Consider the following 14,632-nt stretch of genomic DNA (forward strand, 5'->3'; position numbering starts at 1 on the left):
AATCAGTCTATACAAGTTATAGGATACCAGCTCTGTTCTCTCAGTTGAGACCGAGACTCAGTTTTAGCGCATCGTCTACCTGCCCCATCGTTCCCGTGTCCAGACTTCCGACGACTGAGTGAATCCGCTTTTCGATGGAGACGACCCGAATCTGGTCGAGACGAACCGACGAGTCCTTCTCGAACGGCGAGTCATCCGCTTCGACCAGCACCTCGAACGGGTAGCCTCGGTACGTGCCAGTCGCCGGTGCGACGATGGTCGTACTCGAATTCGCGTTCCCGACGTCGTTCTGGACGACGACCGCTGGGCGCGTCTTCTTCATTTCGTGACCCTCAGCAGGGTCGAGTCGGACGATGACGACGTCGCCGCGTTTCACTGCCGTCTTCTCACTCATTCATCCAGCCCGTTCCACGCCTCGTCCGACGTGTCGTCCCACGCTTCGGCCAACGATTCCGCACTTTCGGATGCTTCCCGATAGGCGGCGGCGAGTTCGTCTTCGTCGGGCCGGTCGTTTTCGACTTCCACCACGGCGACGGTCACGCGCTTGTTCGCGTATTCCGTCCCGAGATAGATTCGACCCCGGTCGTCGGTGTCGTTGGTTCGCAGGTCTCGGGCGTCTACTTTCATCGTGGTACCCACTATGACCCACTGTCGAATAACTCTTACCCACTATTGCCCACAAATACGGCGAGTGAGACAACTGCCGAAAGAACCGCGTCATCGAAGACGCCAACTCTCAGCATTTCTTTCGCCGCGAGACCGACGAGCGACTGCTCTCGACCGACCCTCGCTCAACTGAACCTCGCTCGCCCGACCCTTGATCGCCGCCCGCTTACTCCACTTCACTCCCGAGTCGTTGCCGCGGTCCCTCGACGACGTGACCACGAACGTCGTGCGCACCGACGACGACGAGGAGACCGGCAACCCCCGCGAGTACGAACCCACGGACGACCGCTGGCAACGACCCGGCCGCGAGGAGCGTGACGGCCGCGCTGAAGACAAATCCAGCCTGCAACAGGAGTATCGCGGCGAGACCCCGACTTCGCCGACCCGTCGAGCCGTATTCGACGCCGACGGCGACGGTTTCGACCGTCGTGTGGAGCGTCAAGAGCAGGACCGTCACGACGCCGAGTGCCTCGTTGGCCGCGTACACCGCCGCGAGCGCGATTCCCTCGAAGACCCGGTGGAGCGTCAGCGCGCCGCTCACCGCAGTGGCGCGGTTCACGAATCGCTCGCCGGTCGCGTGGTGGTGCGGCAGTACCAATCCAACGACGCTCCCGAGGAGGACGCCCGCGACGGCGACCACGGGGTCCGTCACGGCGATTGGGAGGAAGACGCTCACGCCGAGACCGACGAGGACGACACCGAACAGGGTCGTGAGACGCCGTCGCGTCGGCGGTGCGAGCGTCGTGAGTCGAGTCGAGCCGACGAGCGCCCACAGTCCACCGAGCGTAGCGACGCCGACCGACAGAGCGAGGACGACGGTAATCGGGACGACGGTGCCCGCGCTCGACCCGAACTCGTGGGCGCTGGCGGGACCGACACCGAACCAGACGAGCGCGGCGAGACCGAGGAGACGACCACTCGAACGAACGCGGTCAGTCATCCCCACTCGCTCCGGCGGCGACCCGCTCGTGGATGTGCCCCTCGCGGGTCCGGAGGTGGTCGGGGTGTCGGTCGTTGGAGACGGCCAGTAGCTCGGCGACGATGCTGTGGGCTATCTGGTACGGCGACCCGCCGCCGAGGTCGAGTCCGATAGGCGTATACAGCGTCGAGAGCGCTCGTTCGTCGAAAGTCGTTCCCTCCTCCTCGAATCGCTCGCGCATCTCTTCGAAGCGTTCGTGTGGTCCCATCAGTCCGACGTAGGGCGCTGGCGAGTCGAGCAGCGTCTCGACGGTCAGTCGGTCGTCGATGAAGTTGTGGGTCATGACGACGGCGTAGGTTCGCTCGGTGAGGTCGAGTGCGTCGGCGACCGACCCCGGTGAGGTGGTCAGCGTCTCGTCGGCATCGGGGAATTGCGCTTCGATATCGACGCCGCCGCGGAATCCGACGACCGTCACCCGGAAGTCGTTCTTCGCGGCCAACTCGGTGACCGGGCCGACGTCGTGGCCCGTTCCGAAGACGACGAGATTCGGCGGGGCCGCGAGACCGTCCACGAACACGCTGAGTCGATGGCCCTCGTGGTCGAGTTCGACGACGCCCGCCCGCCCGCGTTCGGCGAGCGATTGTGCGTTCTCGGTCAACCTCGCGTTCGACGTGGGCCAGTCGCTGGCCGAGTGGCCGTCGGGGGTCACGAAACTCCCGTCGTCTGGGTAGTAGTACGCCCGAGCACCGGTTTCCAATGGCACACGCATTTTGCCGAACCCCTCTGCGCTCTCGTCACCGTCGAGAACCGTGAGAACCGCCACGTCACGCCCGTTGGTGAACGCTTCGACGGCCGGTCGGTAGGTCTCGTCCAGTGGTTCTAACAGCACTTCGATGATGCCGTTACAGCCGACGCCGAGTCCCCACACGTCGTCCTCGTCGTCCATCAGGTCGTAGGTGACGACTTCGGGACGCCCCGACGCGCGGACCGACTCGGCGACCGTGCGCAGGTCGTCTTCCAGACACCCGGCGGTGATACTGCCGACGCCTTCGCCCCCTTCGTCGAGGAGCATCTTCGCACCGGGGCGTCGGTAGGCGTTCCCCTCCACGTCTACGATGGTGGCGAGAACGTCCGCGTGGTCCGCATCGAGTCGCTCGTGAACGCGCTGTACTACTTCGGTCTCCGGAACACTCCACTTGCTTCCTGTCATGGGTTCAGTCCTCGCTGGTCCTCGTTCGCACGTCGCCGAAGCGACAGGCCGCTCGCGGTGGACCCGCCGCGAACGGCGTACACTTTCTGCACGCCGGCGTCGTGCAGGTCGGTCCCGCACGCACCGGCGCGAATCGCTGCTCGGGCGCGGTCGGCGTCGGCCACCGACGCGCCGGCGACGACATCGACGCCGGCATCGAACAGTGGGTCGGGAAGGAACGACGCGGTCGCACCGACGACCACGACCGTCGCCGTCAACGGAGCGGCGTCCAAATATCGCTCGACGCCGCCGTACAGAAACGCAGACCCGGTTACGAAAATCACCTCGGCGTCGGCGAGCGCCGCGCTCGCCTCAGATTGCCCGTACACCGTGACTTGAACGCCCTCGGGCGCGGCCACGTCGCCGACTGCGTCGCGTTCGATGACGCGAACCTCCACGTCGTCGAACTTCCGGAACGCGGGGCGAAACAGCCCCACCGTCGCAATCGTCTCGACGTTCGCATCGAGCAGCGCCATCGGGTCGCCCGCCGTCCACTCGGTAGAGGGAACCGACAGCGCGTTGAGCGCCGCGACGGCGACGGACAACGAGACGCGGTCGGCGGGCGTTTTCGGGCCTTCGGCCGGTGCCGACGCCGCCCAATCGAGCAGCGTCGAGACGTCGAGACCGTCCGTGGACGGCGCGGGACCGGGTGGTCGATGGGCGAGACCGGCAGTCGTCCCGCCGTTCGAGTGTTCGCTCTTCGACTCTTCGCCGTTCGGCCCTTCCCCGACTTGAGTCGCCGCCTGCACGCCGGACAGTTCGACCATCACAACCGAATCGCCGATGGTCACTCGCTCCAGCGTGGCTCGATTTGGCGCACCGAGCGTGCGGAGTCGGTCCACGACGGCGGGGAGAAGCGGGTCGGTCACGAAACTCCTCCCTCGTCGCTCGTTTTGGGCGTCGCATTCGACGTCGCGTTCGACGCCGCGCCGTCTCGGGAGCGTCTTCGGCGCGGGTCGTACTCGTAGCCGATGGGCCCGGCGGTGCCGCGGCGTTCGAGTTGTCGCGCGGCCTCGGCCAGGTCCGCCGGCGTCGCAAATCCGAACAGCGCATCGACGTAGGGCAGACACGTCGCCATCCCCTTCGACTTCGGTTCGTAGGCCGGCGACACCGCGAGCGGATTGAGCCAGACGAGCGCGTTGGCTCGGCCGGCGAGCCACGTCACGCCCCGCTGGAGCGTCTCCTGGTCGCCCACGTCGAGACCGTCGCTGACGACGACGACGGCGGTTCGCCGGTCGATTGCGTGGGGATGCTCTCGTCGGAGCGTCTCGAACGCGTCGCCGATGCGCGTCCCGCCACCCCAGTCGATTTCGGCGGCGCGGAGTGCGGCCGCGGGGTTTCCCTTCGCCCGGGCGAACTGGTCGGTCGCGTCCACGAGGTCGGTGTCGAACAGGAAGACCGACCCCGCTCGGGCGCTCGTCTGGAGCGCCTCTGCGAACGCGAGCAGGGTCTCTCGGTCAACCGTATCGAGGACGGAGCCGCTGACATCGACGAGGAGGCAACACCGGAGTTCGTTGACGACCGGTTCGCGGGTCGGCAGTCGAATGGGCGTCCCGCCGGTGGCGATGCTCGCTCGGAGTGCGCGACGGGCATCGACGCGTTTCCCGTCCTCGGTTCGGCGACTTCGACGGCCGGGAATGGTCGCCAGCGCGTCCACGAATCGCTCGACGGCCGCTTGGTCGCGCTCAGAGAGTGGTGGCGTGTCGCCGTCGATTGCTTCGCGTCCGCCGACGGCGCTGTATCGCCGGGCGTTCCCGTCGCCGGGGTCGGTCGATGCGGGCCGCTCGCTCGTCGAGTGTTGCATGCCCGTCGGAATCCGAACGTCCACCCGACCCGGTTCGTCGCCGGCGCCCATCTCGGGTGCCGCCGCGTCGCCGAGCGTCTCTGGGGTGTCGGCATCGTCACTCTCGTCTTCCTGTAACTGCGCAACTGGGCGTTCTCTCTCTGTGTCGTCCGACTCGTCGCCGTCGGGCGAGAGACCACCCTCGTCGGTGGCGATTCGGTCGAGTCCCGTTCGCAGGCGGTGCCAGAAGTCGGGAAAGGCTTCGTCGAAGGCGTCGCCGTCCTCGGCATCGACGAGCAACGTCGCTCGGAGCGCGTCGGCGACGGCCGCTCGGTCGGACAGCCCCATCACCGCGAGCACGCTGGCCCCGTCGAGACTGCCGTTCGCCGGGACCGACACGCCCGCGTGTCGGAGGGTTCGCGTGAAGCGAATCAACTCCGTCACGACGTGGCGTCGCGCGAGTCGAAAGTCGGGGACGTTCTGCCAGCCGGGTGGCTGGGTCTGTCCCGCGTCGTTCCCGTCGAAAAAGTCAGGACCGGGAGCCATCGGGAACCTCCACGGTTCGGTCGGTCGCCACGCTGGCGGCCTCACGGAGTCGTTCGAGCAGTTCCGTATCGACGCGCTCTACGTCCTCGACCTCCTTGAGCAGACAGCCGAGCGTCCGCTCGATTTCGTCGGTCGAGATGGACGCCGAGTCGTCGTCTCCCGAGTCGGCTCGGAGTGTCGCAACCGCCCGCGCCCAGTCGAGCGTCTCGGCGACACCGGGGCGCTTGAGGAACGACTCCTCGCGGAGGCGCTCGACGATTGCGCACACCTCGGCGGCGACGACGGCGTCGAGTTCGGGCACTTTGCGGGTGACGATTTCGTACTCCGTCTCGAACGACGGCGGTTCGACGTGCAGGTACAGACAGCGACGTTTGAGCGCGTCACTCAGCGCCCGCGTGCGGTTCGAGGTCAGGATGACGATGGGCGGGTGGTCCGCGGTGACCGTCCCCAGTTCTGGAATCGACACCTGAAAGTCCGAGAGCAGTTCCAACAGGAACGCCTCGAACTCCTCGTCTGCGCGGTCTATCTCGTCGATGAGCAGCACCGGCGGTCGGTCGCCGTCGGCGGTGAGCACCCGAAGGAGCGGGCGTTCGAGGAGGTACTCCTCGTCGAACACCGAGTTCGATCGTGCCTCGTCTACGGGTGGTTCGCCGTTCGTCTCGCCCGTGCCCACCCGTCCTTCGTCCGACTGGACGGCCAGCAGTTGTTTCGTGTAGTTCCACTCGTACAGTGCGTTCTCGACGGTCAACCCCTCGTAACACTGGAGGCGAATCAACTCGGTGTCGAACGCCTCGGCGAGCACCTTCCCGAGTTCCGTCTTCCCGCTCCCCGGGGGCCCTTCCGCGAGGAGCGGTCGGCCCATCCGCAGCGCGAGGTAGACGGTGGTGACGACGCGGTCGGTCGCCACGTAGTTCAGTCGGTCGAACCGCTCGCGCAACCCAGATTCGGAGAGGTCGCCGAACGGCGAGGTCGGAGGCTCCGACTGCTCTCCCGTCATCGTGGGTGAGCGGGCCGTCCCTCGTCCGCGTCGAGGTACTCGTCGGGGTCGTTGCTGAAGGAGTCCGCACAGCCCTGACAGCAGAAGTAGTAGGTCTGCCCCTCGTGCGTGACGCTCGGCGCGCCCTCGGGTTCGACCGTCATCCCGCAGACGGGGTCGATGTGCGGCCCGTCGCTCGCGTCGGCGGCCTCCGTCGTCTCCGCGTCGTGGTGGTTGTCGTGGTCGCCTCCGGAACAGCAGGACTCGGTTTCGCGCGCCGACTCACTGCCGGACGCAGTGACCGCACCGACCGACGCTCGCACGTCGATGAGTTCGGCGAGGATGCTGACGGCGATTTCGCTCCCCGTGTGGGCGTCGATGTCGAGACCGGCGGGAGTCGTGACTGCATCCCGAATCGTCTCCGGGTCGCTGTCGAGGAGTCCGGCGGCGCGCTCGACGACTTCCGTCGCGCGAACGCTGCTCGCCACGAGACCGATGTACGGCGCGTCGGCGAGGACGCCCGCGGCGACGCCGCGAGCGTCGTACTTGCCCATCGAGGCGACGACGACGAACGGTCCCGACCCGACTTCCGCGGCGATGTCGCCGGGGTCGAGCGTAGTCAGGACCGTCGTGGCGTCGCTCCCCGCCTGCTCGTCGCTCGCCCCGTCCGGGTCCACGACGGTGACCGTCACGTCGAGTTCGGGGGCGAGTCTGGCGAGCGAGCGCGCCACGGGTGAATCGCCGACGACGAGGAGTTGCGTCGCCGGAATCACCGGTTCGACGAACACTTCGAGGGTACCCTCGCTGTGGCACGTCATCGGAAACGCGTCCAGTCCGGGGCGTGCGACGTCCTCGGGGTCGGGCGCGAGACCGAGTAGCCGTGGTTTGCCGTCCGCGATGGCTGCTCGGGCCTCTCGAATCACCGTCGATTGTGCGCAGGACGCGCCGCCGACCCATCCGAAGAGGTCACCGTCGGCGGTGACGACCGCGCGGTCGCCGACGTTCGCCGAGACCGGCGGTTCGCGTCGGACGACGGTCGCCCGAGCGTAGGGGTCGCCGCGCTCGGTCAGCAGTCGTTCGCGTTCGGCGAGGTCGTCGCTGGCGTCCGCGTCGTGGTGGGCGTCGTGGTGAGCGTCGTGTGCTGTTCCGTCTGTCATTTATGCTTAGTCGTCTGCCGCCTCGCCGCTTCCCGCCGCTTCGAACTCGAAGTCGAAGTGGTCGGCCGGGTCGATGGCGAGACCCGCCTCGTCGAGTTTCTCCCAGACTCTGTCGGGCGTCATGGGCATCTCGATGTGTTTGATACCGGCGTGCGCCATCGCATCGACGACGGCGTTGACGATTGCCGGCGGCGACCCGACGGTCGGCGACTCGCCGACGCCTTTCGCACCGATCGGGTGGTGCGGCGACGGCGTGACGGTGTAACCCGTCTCGAACTCCGGAATCTCCATCGAGGTGGGGAGCAGGTAGTTCATGAAGTCGCCACCGGTGACGTTGCCGTTGTCGTCGTAGGTGACGTGTTCCAGCATCGCCGTCCCGATACCTTGGGCGAGTCCGCCGTGGATTTGACCCTCGATAATCATCGGGTTGATGCGGTTGCCGCAGTCGTCCACGGCGACGAACTTCTCGAACTCGACTTCGCCCGTCTCGCGGTCAACCTCGACGACGACGATGTACGAGCCGAACGGGTAGGTCATCTCCGGCGGGTCGTAGTAGTCCACGGCTTCGAGACCGGGTTCTTCGCCCGCGGGGTGGTTCATGTAGGCTCCGGCGGCGATTTCGGTGATCGTAATCGACCGGTCCGGCGCACCGATGAGGTGGAACTCGCCGGTCTCGCGGTCCCACGTCACGTCGTCCTCGCTCGCTTCGAGTTCGTTCGCGGCGATGGTTTTCGCTTTCTCGCGGACCTTCCGGGCGGCGACTGCTGCGGCCGCGCCCGCGACCGGCGTACTCCGCGACCCGTAGGTACCGAGTCCGTACGGGTCGGTGTCGGTGTCGCCGTGTTCGACCGTGATGTCCTCGACGTCCATGCCGAGTTCCTCGGCGACGATTTGGGCGAAGGTGGTCTCGTGACCCTGTCCTTGCGTCTGGACGCCGACTCGCACCGTGGCGCTCCCGTTCGGGTGGACGCGGATGTCGGCGGAGTCGAACATCTCGACGCCGGCGATGTCACAGGTCTTTCCGGGGCCGGCCCCGACGACTTCCGTAAAGGAGGAGATGCCGATGCCGAGCAGTTTGTCGGCGTCTTCGTCGATGCGGCGCTGTTGTTCCTCGCGGTAGGCGTCGTAGTCAGCCATCTCCAGTGCGAGGTCGAGTGCCTTCTCGTAGTCGCCGGAGTCGTAGTTCCACCCCGTCGGACTCTTGTACGGGAACTTCTCCGGCGGGATGAAGTTCTTCCGTCGAATCTCTGCGGGGTCCATGCCGAGTTCGTCGGCGAGCACTTTCACCATCCGCTCGATGAGGTAGACGGCTTCGGTGACCCGGAACGAACAGCGATAGGCGACGCCACCGGGTGCGGTGTTCGTGTACGCCGCCGTCAACGACCCGTAGGCCGTGTCGATGTCGTACGACCCGGTGAAGATGTTGAAGAACCCCGCGGGGAACTTCGACGGCTGGGCGACGGCGTTGTACGCGCCGTGATTCGCCAGCACGTGCGTTCGCACCGCCTGAATCTTGCCGTCTTTCGTCGCCGCGAGTTCGCCCGTCATGTCGTAGTCGCGGGCGAACCCGGTCGATTGGATGTTCTCCGAGCGCTCCTCGACCCACTTCACCGGCTTTTCGAGGACGACCGACGCGGCGGCCGCGACGACGTAGCCGGGATAGATGGGCACTTTGTTACCGAATCCGCCGCCCACGTCGGGGCTGACGATGCGGACCTTGTGTTCGGGGATGCCCGCCACCTGCGAGAACAGCGTCCGGTGGATGTGCGGTGCCTGCGAGGTCATGTGCACCGTCAGTTTGTCCTTGCCGGGGTCGTAGTCGCCGACCGCTCCACACGTCTCGATTGGGGCGGGGTGGAGTCGCTGGTAGAGCATCTGCTCTTTGACGGTCACGTCGGCCTCGTCGAACACCTTCGCCGTGGCCTCTTCGTCGCCCGTCTCCCAGTCGAGACAGTGGTTGTCGGTCTGCCCCTCGATGTCGTCGCGGATGAGCGGCGCGTCCTCTTCGAGCGCCTTGTGGGCATCCACGACCGGGTCGAGCACCTCGTAATCGACGACGACCTTCTGCGCGCCGTCTTTCGCGGTGTAGCGGTCGGTTGCGATGACCGCTGCGACCTCTTGGGACTGGAACTTCACCTTGTCGTTGACGAGCACGTCCTGCGTGTCCGCCATCAACGTCGGCATCGTCGCAAGGCCGTGTTCGAGCAGGTCGTCGGCGGTGAGGACGGCGACGACGCCGTCCACGTCCAGCGCCCGCGACTTGTCGATGTTCTTGATTCGGGCGTGTGCGTGCGGACTGCGAAGGATTTCGCAGTGCAGCATCCCCGGTTTCTTGATGTCGTCCACGTAGTTGCCGCGACCCGTGATGAAGCGCTGGTCTTCCTTGCGTTTGACCTCCTCGCCCATCCCGCCGCGGCCGTGACCACAGAACGTCTCCGGGTCGGGGCCGCCGTCCTCCGAGTGGACGTACGGTCGCTCGTCGCTACTCATCGGGCGTCACCTCCCGTGTCGCCGACGTGGTCGCGGTCGGTCGATGGGCCGCCGCAGCAGTTCTCGACGCCGCAGGTGAACTCGGCGTCACCCGTGCTGGACGATTCGAGGGCTTCGACGCCACCGTCGGCGGCGGCGACTTCCGTCAGTTTGTCCGAGGCGTACTCGATGGATTTGACGATGTTCTGGTAGCCGGTACAGCGACAGAGGTTGCCGCTGATTGCCTCGCGTATCTCCGCTTCGCTCGGGTCCGGGTTGTCGTCGAGCAGCGCCTTGCCGGACATGAGCATGCCGGGCGTACAATAGCCGCACTGGAGACCGTGTTCCTCGCGGAAGCCCTCCTGTAACGGGTGGAGACCGCCGGCCGCCTCGGGGAGTGCTTCCATCCCTTCGACGGTGAGCAGTTCGCTCCCGTCGGCCTGCGTGGCGAACATCAGACAGGACTTGATGGGTTCGCCGTCTTTGACGACGGTACACGCGCCGCAGTTGCCGGTGTCGCACCCGATGTGCGTCCCAGTCATATCCAGTTCTTCCCTGATGGTGTGCACCAGGAGTTGGCGCGGTTCGACTTCGACCGTATGCTCGGTCCCGTTGACCGTGAGCGTGATTTCTCGTGTAATCGTCATTGTTTCACCGTTCGTTTCACCGCGCCGGTGCGTTCGGCCGCGTCGCTGAGTGCGCGCTGGGTGAGGACGCTCACCATCCGCTCTTTGTATCCGACGCCGCCGTGCTCGTCGGCCTCGGGGTTCGACTGTTCGGCCGCCAGTTCGCCGGCGCGCTTGAACAGGTCGCTGCTGGGTCGCTCACCTTCGAGGTGCTCCTCGGCGTCGGTCGCTCGGACGTTGGTGATATCGACGGCAGTGAGCGCGATGTTAGCCGTCTCGATGACGCCGTCGTCGTCCAGAATGAGTCGCGCGGCCGACCCGACCATCGCGTAGTCGCCGACCTTGCGCTTCAGTTTGTGATAGGAACTTCCCTCGTTGGCGACCGGAACCGGGACGCGAAGCTCGGTGACGAGTTCGTTCTCATCGAGCGTCGTGTCGTACGGCAACAGGAAGAACTCGTCCGCCGGGATGGTTCGCTCGCCGTCGGGGCCGTGAGCGACGACTTCGCCCTCGTGGGCGAGGAGGACGCTCCCCCAGTCACCCTTCGGGTCCGCCTGTGCGACCGACCCGGCGACCGTCCCGCGATTTCGAATCTGCGGGTCGGCGACGAGCGGGGCCGTGTCGGCGAAACTGCCGTACTTCTCGGCGATGAGGTCCGAGTGTTCTACGTCGGCGTGGCGGACGAGCGCCCCGATTCTGAGCCACCCGTCTTCCTCGCCGAAGACGTCGAGTCCCTCGACGTGATTGATGTCGATGATGGTCTTCGGCACCGCGAGTCGGAACCGAAGCATCGGGACCATACTCTGGCCGCCGGCGAGAATCGCGCGGTCGTCCAGACTTTCGAGCAGGCTCACCGCCTCCTTGACGGTGGTCGGTTCGTGCTGCTCGAACGGTGCGGGCTTCATAACAGCCCACGGATTCGGTCTGTGATACTCGAATCCGTCTCCTCGTTGACTTCGGTCATCTGTCGCTCGATATCCTTGAAGAAGTTGCCGACGATTTTGTTCGCCACCGGGTTGATGACGCGCGACCCGAGTTGCGCGATGCGACCCGAGATGTCGGCTTCGGTCCACCACTCGATACGCGAGCCGTCGCCGTCTTCGAGTGGGTGGATTTGCATCCCCGACTCCATGCTGAAGCTACTGCCACTGGCGCTCCCGCTGCCGGTCGCGGTCATGATGAACTTCTCCTCGTCGCGCTCGGTAATCGACACCGTCGTCTCGAAGCGCGGCTTGACGCTCCCGACGCCGACTTGCATCAGCGCGGCGTAGTCTTGGCCTTCCTTGAACGCGCGCGCCGCGACGTCGTCCGGGTCCGCCTCGGGGAGCGTCTCTACGTCCTCTTCTGGCTCGTAGTCGTCGAAGCTGAACTCGTCGGTCTTCGGCGTGATGTACTTACAGCCTTTCAGCGAATTTCGGACCGCAATCGGGTCTGACAGTACGATCCACGCCTTCTCCGGCGGGACGCTTTCGAGTTCGAACTCGCCGTTGAACTCCATCAGTGCCACCCCTCTCTGAGCCGCGTTGGTCGTTTTCCGGTCGTCGTCATCTTTTATAACCCCGCACTATGTGCATACTATTACCTCAAGCTCTGTCATGGATTACTGTGACAATAAGTGTTCGGGGATGTGTTATCACCTTACACGGGTTACTAGATTCAATGAACTCCAACAAAACGCACGACGGCGACGACCTCATCTCGGTATCGGACGCGGTTCGGCGAACTCGGTCGCTCCGCGACGAATCGCTGTCCCGACTCGGGACCGAGCACGTCTCGCTCGACGACATCGTCGGTCGAACAGTTGCCGAGAACATCGACGCCCCGGGAGACCTCCCCGAGTACAGTTTCGCCACGATGGACGGGTTCGCCTTCGACGCCTCGGACTCCTATCCGTTCGAAGTCGTCGATACCGGGGTCTTTCCGGAAGACGAACCACCCACGCTCGAACCCGGGACGGCGACTCGCATTGCGACCGGCGCGCCGCTCCCGCGGTCGGCGAACGCCGTCCTCAAGCGCGAAGAGGCGGTCGTCGAAGACGGCCGACTCGACGGCCCGGAAATCGAACCGGGCACGTACGTGTACGAGCGCGGAAGCAACGTCTCGGCGGGAACCGAACTGTTCGCCACCGGCGACCGCCTCGGTGCCAAGGACGCCATCTTGCTGGGTGACCTCGGCATCGAGAACGTACGCGTCCACGAGCGATTCTCGGTCGGGTTGCTGGCGACCGGCACCGAGATTCACGAGGGGCGCTCGACCGACCTCGACTCGCCGATGCTCGCCGGACTCGTCCGCTCGTGGGGCCACGAGGCGACGTACGAAGGGTCGGTCCCCGACACGCACGACCGCGTCACAGACCGAATCGCCGAACTCGCCCGCGAACACGACGTGGTCGTCACTACCGGCGGCACGAGCGTCGGCGACAAGGACTACGTCGTCCGGGCGCTCGCCGACCTCGGCGAGGTGCTGTTCCACCGCGTCCAACTGCGACCCGGCAAACCCATCGCGGTCGCCCGACTCCCCGACTACGACGCGGTGGCGTTCGCCATCCCCGGCAAGCCAATCGGCGCACACCTCGTGACGGCGCTCGTCGCTCGCCCGTTCTTCACCGGCGAGACGTCGCTTCCGACCGTCACCGCGCGAATGGCGCGCGACGTTGACCTCTCGGTGCCCGGGTTCACCTACGGGATTCCCGTGACCATGGAAGACGGCGTTGCGATGCCGCTCGGCCACGTCGATTCGCCGCTGTCGGTGTACGACGAGACGTTCGACCCGAGCGTCCTCTCGTCGAGTACGCGCGCGAGCGCCGCGGACGGCGTGATACTCACCGAAGAGCCTGTCGCCGCGGACGAACAGGTCTCCGTCGTCCCCTTCTCGGTTCTGGAACGATGACGGACGAGCGCCCGGAGCGGGAAGAGGAGTCGTCGGACCAGTCGGTCGAATCCCGAGACTTGCCTATCGTTCAGGGTGCGACTCCCGACGCCGCGCCCGCCTCAGACTCGACGGGTGACTCGCCGACCGTCGTCGGCGTCCTCCTCGCCGCCGGGACGAGCAGTCGATTCGGTGACGAAAACAAGTTGCTGGCGACGGTCGATTCGGAACCCATCGTCCGCCGCGCCGCCCAGACGCTCCTCGAGAGCGGCGTCGATTCGGTCGTCGTCGTCCTCGGGTACGAAGCCGAGCGCGTGCGCGACGCCCTCGACGGTCTCTCGGTCGAATTCGTCGTCAACGACGACTACGAGACGGGGCAGGCGTCGTCGCTCCGGAGGGGAATCGAAGCGGTCCGGGAGAACTCCACCGACGCGGATGCCGTCGTCGTCGCCCTCGGTGACATGCCCTTCGTCTCCCCGGAGACGGTCGATACGCTCTGTGCCGCGTACGCCGCCGACGCTGGCGACGCACTCGCCGCCGCGTTCGACGGCAACAGAGGAAATCCGGTCCTCTTCGATTCGCGGCACTTCGACGCGTTACTCGACACGGAAGGCGACATCGGCGGGCGCGAGATTCTCCTCGACGGCGAGGCGAGTGCGCTCGTCGCCGTCGATGACCCCGGAATCCGGCGCGACGTGGACGTTCCGGACGACATCTGAACTGTCACACCGCTCGGCGCGACTCGGCCGGTCGTCGCTCTCGAATCGCTACTCAGAGACGAGCTTTTTGACCATTATCTGCCCGTCTTCGACGTGCCACTCGACTCGGTCGCCGGCACCGACGTCGAGGAAGTTCCGCACTGGTTTCGGTATCGTCGTCAGGTTCTTCTCGGATATCTTCGTGTCCGTGAGACGGCCCATAGACGAGTAGTTCCCCCGTAGTCTACTCATAGTTTACGCTATGGGAAAGCGAGTGTCGATAGGGAGCCAGCACGTCAGTTGGCCGATTGCCAGCGGTGCGCACCGCCGTCCGAGGCCTTCGAGAAGTCGAGGTTGTATCGGTCGGATTCGATGAGGACGGGGCCGGGGACGTACGTTCCCTCTTTCGACTCGACCGGCCGGATGAGGTTTCGGTCGGCCATCGTCGAGAGCACGTCTTGGACCGTTCGCTCGTGGCCGGGTTGGAGGTTCGCCTCTTCCATCACGGCTTCGACAGTTATCGTCCCGCGAAGGAAGGCGAGCCTGATGACCGACACCCAGGCTGGCTCTCGCTTCGTCTCCCGACACATGACTCTTCTCTGCGCGGTGGGGGCGGTTATAGCTTCTGGAGAAGAACGTGGGTTTTCGTGGATTGTGTCGCCGTCTAGTCAGTTT

Annotated in this window: 16 protein-coding genes; 2 read left to right on the forward strand and 14 right to left on the reverse strand. The window is 65.7% G+C overall.

The annotated features are described in order from the left end of the window. Positions 1-40: 40 nt before the first annotated feature. The 12 genes from ACFQJC_RS16510 to ACFQJC_RS16565 all read right to left on the reverse strand — a co-directional run bounded on the left by ACFQJC_RS16510 (position 41) and on the right by ACFQJC_RS16565 (position 11,889). Positions 41-394, reverse strand: a complete 354-nt coding sequence (locus ACFQJC_RS16510) for a type II toxin-antitoxin system PemK/MazF family toxin (protein WP_390225416.1) — start codon at positions 392-394, stop codon at positions 41-43. After that, positions 391-627: a hypothetical protein gene (locus tag ACFQJC_RS16515; RefSeq protein WP_390225418.1), complete on the reverse strand. Its 237-nt coding sequence runs from the start codon at positions 625-627 to the stop codon at positions 391-393. Before ACFQJC_RS16515 ends, ACFQJC_RS16510 begins: the two co-directional genes overlap by 4 nt. 205 nt (positions 628-832) lie before the next feature. Continuing rightward, entirely contained in the window at positions 833-1,606 is a 774-nt protein-coding gene (locus ACFQJC_RS16520; protein ID WP_390225420.1) for a ZIP family metal transporter, read from the reverse strand. Then, a complete protein-coding gene (locus tag ACFQJC_RS16525) occupies positions 1,599-2,795 on the reverse strand; it encodes an XdhC family protein (RefSeq protein WP_390225422.1) in 1,197 nt (398 codons plus the stop codon). The genes ACFQJC_RS16520 and ACFQJC_RS16525 overlap by 8 nt, the downstream gene beginning before the upstream one ends. After that, complete coding sequence (locus ACFQJC_RS16530; protein WP_390225424.1) at positions 2,792-3,703, reverse strand: Rossmann-like domain-containing protein; 912 nt, start codon at positions 3,701-3,703, stop codon at positions 2,792-2,794. Before ACFQJC_RS16530 ends, ACFQJC_RS16525 begins: the two co-directional genes overlap by 4 nt. Then, positions 3,700-5,163: a VWA domain-containing protein gene (locus ACFQJC_RS16535; protein ID WP_390225426.1), complete on the reverse strand. Its 1,464-nt coding sequence runs from the start codon at positions 5,161-5,163 to the stop codon at positions 3,700-3,702. Before ACFQJC_RS16535 ends, ACFQJC_RS16530 begins: the two co-directional genes overlap by 4 nt. Beyond that, positions 5,147-6,160 (reverse strand): AAA family ATPase, encoded by a 1,014-nt coding sequence (locus ACFQJC_RS16540; RefSeq protein ID WP_390225428.1) that lies wholly within the window; start codon positions 6,158-6,160, stop codon positions 5,147-5,149. Before ACFQJC_RS16540 ends, ACFQJC_RS16535 begins: the two co-directional genes overlap by 17 nt. Beyond that, on the reverse strand, positions 6,157-7,296 hold the full coding sequence (locus tag ACFQJC_RS16545; RefSeq protein ID WP_390225430.1) for an XdhC family protein: 1,140 nt from the start codon (positions 7,294-7,296) through the stop codon (positions 6,157-6,159). The genes ACFQJC_RS16540 and ACFQJC_RS16545 overlap by 4 nt, the downstream gene beginning before the upstream one ends. Positions 7,297-7,302: 6 nt before the next feature. Continuing rightward, positions 7,303-9,786 (reverse strand): aerobic carbon-monoxide dehydrogenase large subunit, encoded by a 2,484-nt coding sequence (locus ACFQJC_RS16550; protein ID WP_390225432.1) that lies wholly within the window; start codon positions 9,784-9,786, stop codon positions 7,303-7,305. After that, positions 9,783-10,412 carry a (2Fe-2S)-binding protein gene (locus tag ACFQJC_RS16555; RefSeq protein WP_390225434.1) on the reverse strand — a complete coding sequence of 210 codons (630 nt, stop codon included), beginning with the start codon at positions 10,410-10,412 and terminating at the stop codon, positions 9,783-9,785. The genes ACFQJC_RS16550 and ACFQJC_RS16555 overlap by 4 nt, the downstream gene beginning before the upstream one ends. After that, positions 10,409-11,296, reverse strand: a complete 888-nt coding sequence (locus ACFQJC_RS16560) for an FAD binding domain-containing protein (protein ID WP_390225436.1) — start codon at positions 11,294-11,296, stop codon at positions 10,409-10,411. The genes ACFQJC_RS16555 and ACFQJC_RS16560 overlap by 4 nt, the downstream gene beginning before the upstream one ends. After that, a complete protein-coding gene (locus tag ACFQJC_RS16565; protein WP_390225438.1) occupies positions 11,293-11,889 on the reverse strand; it encodes a CoxG family protein in 597 nt (198 codons plus the stop codon). The genes ACFQJC_RS16560 and ACFQJC_RS16565 overlap by 4 nt, the downstream gene beginning before the upstream one ends. A gap of 161 nt (positions 11,890-12,050) precedes the next feature. On the opposite strand from ACFQJC_RS16565, the gene ACFQJC_RS16570 reads away from it, so the two are divergent. Beyond that, positions 12,051-13,280 carry a molybdopterin molybdotransferase MoeA gene (locus ACFQJC_RS16570; protein ID WP_390225440.1) on the forward strand — a complete coding sequence of 410 codons (1,230 nt, stop codon included), beginning with the start codon at positions 12,051-12,053 and terminating at the stop codon, positions 13,278-13,280. Beyond that, complete coding sequence (locus ACFQJC_RS16575; RefSeq protein WP_390225442.1) at positions 13,277-13,978, forward strand: nucleotidyltransferase family protein; 702 nt, start codon at positions 13,277-13,279, stop codon at positions 13,976-13,978. The genes ACFQJC_RS16570 and ACFQJC_RS16575 overlap by 4 nt, the downstream gene beginning before the upstream one ends. A gap of 48 nt (positions 13,979-14,026) precedes the next feature. On the opposite strand, the gene ACFQJC_RS16580 is transcribed toward ACFQJC_RS16575, so the two are convergent. Beyond that, on the reverse strand, positions 14,027-14,179 hold the full coding sequence (locus ACFQJC_RS16580) for an AbrB/MazE/SpoVT family DNA-binding domain-containing protein (RefSeq protein WP_390225444.1): 153 nt from the start codon (positions 14,177-14,179) through the stop codon (positions 14,027-14,029). 74 nt (positions 14,180-14,253) lie between these two features. Continuing rightward, positions 14,254-14,547, reverse strand: coding sequence for a hypothetical protein (locus ACFQJC_RS16585; protein WP_390225445.1), 294 nt, complete (start codon positions 14,545-14,547; stop codon positions 14,254-14,256). Positions 14,548-14,632 lie beyond the last annotated feature (85 nt).

The sequence above is a fragment of the Haloferax namakaokahaiae genome (assembly GCF_042663225.1).
Lineage (GTDB): Archaea > Halobacteriota > Halobacteria > Halobacteriales > Haloferacaceae > Haloferax > Haloferax namakaokahaiae.

What these genes read in the sequence shown, in the direction of transcription:
- ACFQJC_RS16525 (WP_390225422.1), bottom strand. Translation starts at nt 2,795, where the DNA reads ATGACAGGAAGCAAGTGGAGTGTTCCGGAGACCGAAGTAGTACAGCGC.
- ACFQJC_RS16575 (WP_390225442.1), top strand. Translation starts at nt 13,277, where the DNA reads ATGACGGACGAGCGCCCGGAGCGGGAAGAGGAGTCGTCGGACCAGTCG.
- ACFQJC_RS16545 (WP_390225430.1), bottom strand. Translation starts at nt 7,296, where the DNA reads ATGACAGACGGAACAGCACACGACGCTCACCACGACGCCCACCACGAC.
- ACFQJC_RS16540 (WP_390225428.1), bottom strand. Translation starts at nt 6,160, where the DNA reads ATGACGGGAGAGCAGTCGGAGCCTCCGACCTCGCCGTTCGGCGACCTC.
- ACFQJC_RS16510 (WP_390225416.1), bottom strand. Translation starts at nt 394, where the DNA reads ATGAGTGAGAAGACGGCAGTGAAACGCGGCGACGTCGTCATCGTCCGA.
- ACFQJC_RS16580 (WP_390225444.1), bottom strand. Translation starts at nt 14,179, where the DNA reads ATGGGCCGTCTCACGGACACGAAGATATCCGAGAAGAACCTGACGACG.
- ACFQJC_RS16560 (WP_390225436.1), bottom strand. Translation starts at nt 11,296, where the DNA reads ATGAAGCCCGCACCGTTCGAGCAGCACGAACCGACCACCGTCAAGGAG.
- ACFQJC_RS16535 (WP_390225426.1), bottom strand. Translation starts at nt 5,163, where the DNA reads ATGGCTCCCGGTCCTGACTTTTTCGACGGGAACGACGCGGGACAGACC.
- ACFQJC_RS16585 (WP_390225445.1), bottom strand. Translation starts at nt 14,547, where the DNA reads ATGTGTCGGGAGACGAAGCGAGAGCCAGCCTGGGTGTCGGTCATCAGG.
- ACFQJC_RS16515 (WP_390225418.1), bottom strand. Translation starts at nt 627, where the DNA reads ATGAAAGTAGACGCCCGAGACCTGCGAACCAACGACACCGACGACCGG.
- ACFQJC_RS16520 (WP_390225420.1), bottom strand. Translation starts at nt 1,606, where the DNA reads ATGACTGACCGCGTTCGTTCGAGTGGTCGTCTCCTCGGTCTCGCCGCG.
- ACFQJC_RS16565 (WP_390225438.1), bottom strand. Translation starts at nt 11,889, where the DNA reads ATGGAGTTCAACGGCGAGTTCGAACTCGAAAGCGTCCCGCCGGAGAAG.
- ACFQJC_RS16550 (WP_390225432.1), bottom strand. Translation starts at nt 9,786, where the DNA reads ATGAGTAGCGACGAGCGACCGTACGTCCACTCGGAGGACGGCGGCCCC.
- ACFQJC_RS16555 (WP_390225434.1), bottom strand. Translation starts at nt 10,412, where the DNA reads ATGACGATTACACGAGAAATCACGCTCACGGTCAACGGGACCGAGCAT.
- ACFQJC_RS16570 (WP_390225440.1), top strand. Translation starts at nt 12,051, where the DNA reads ATGAACTCCAACAAAACGCACGACGGCGACGACCTCATCTCGGTATCG.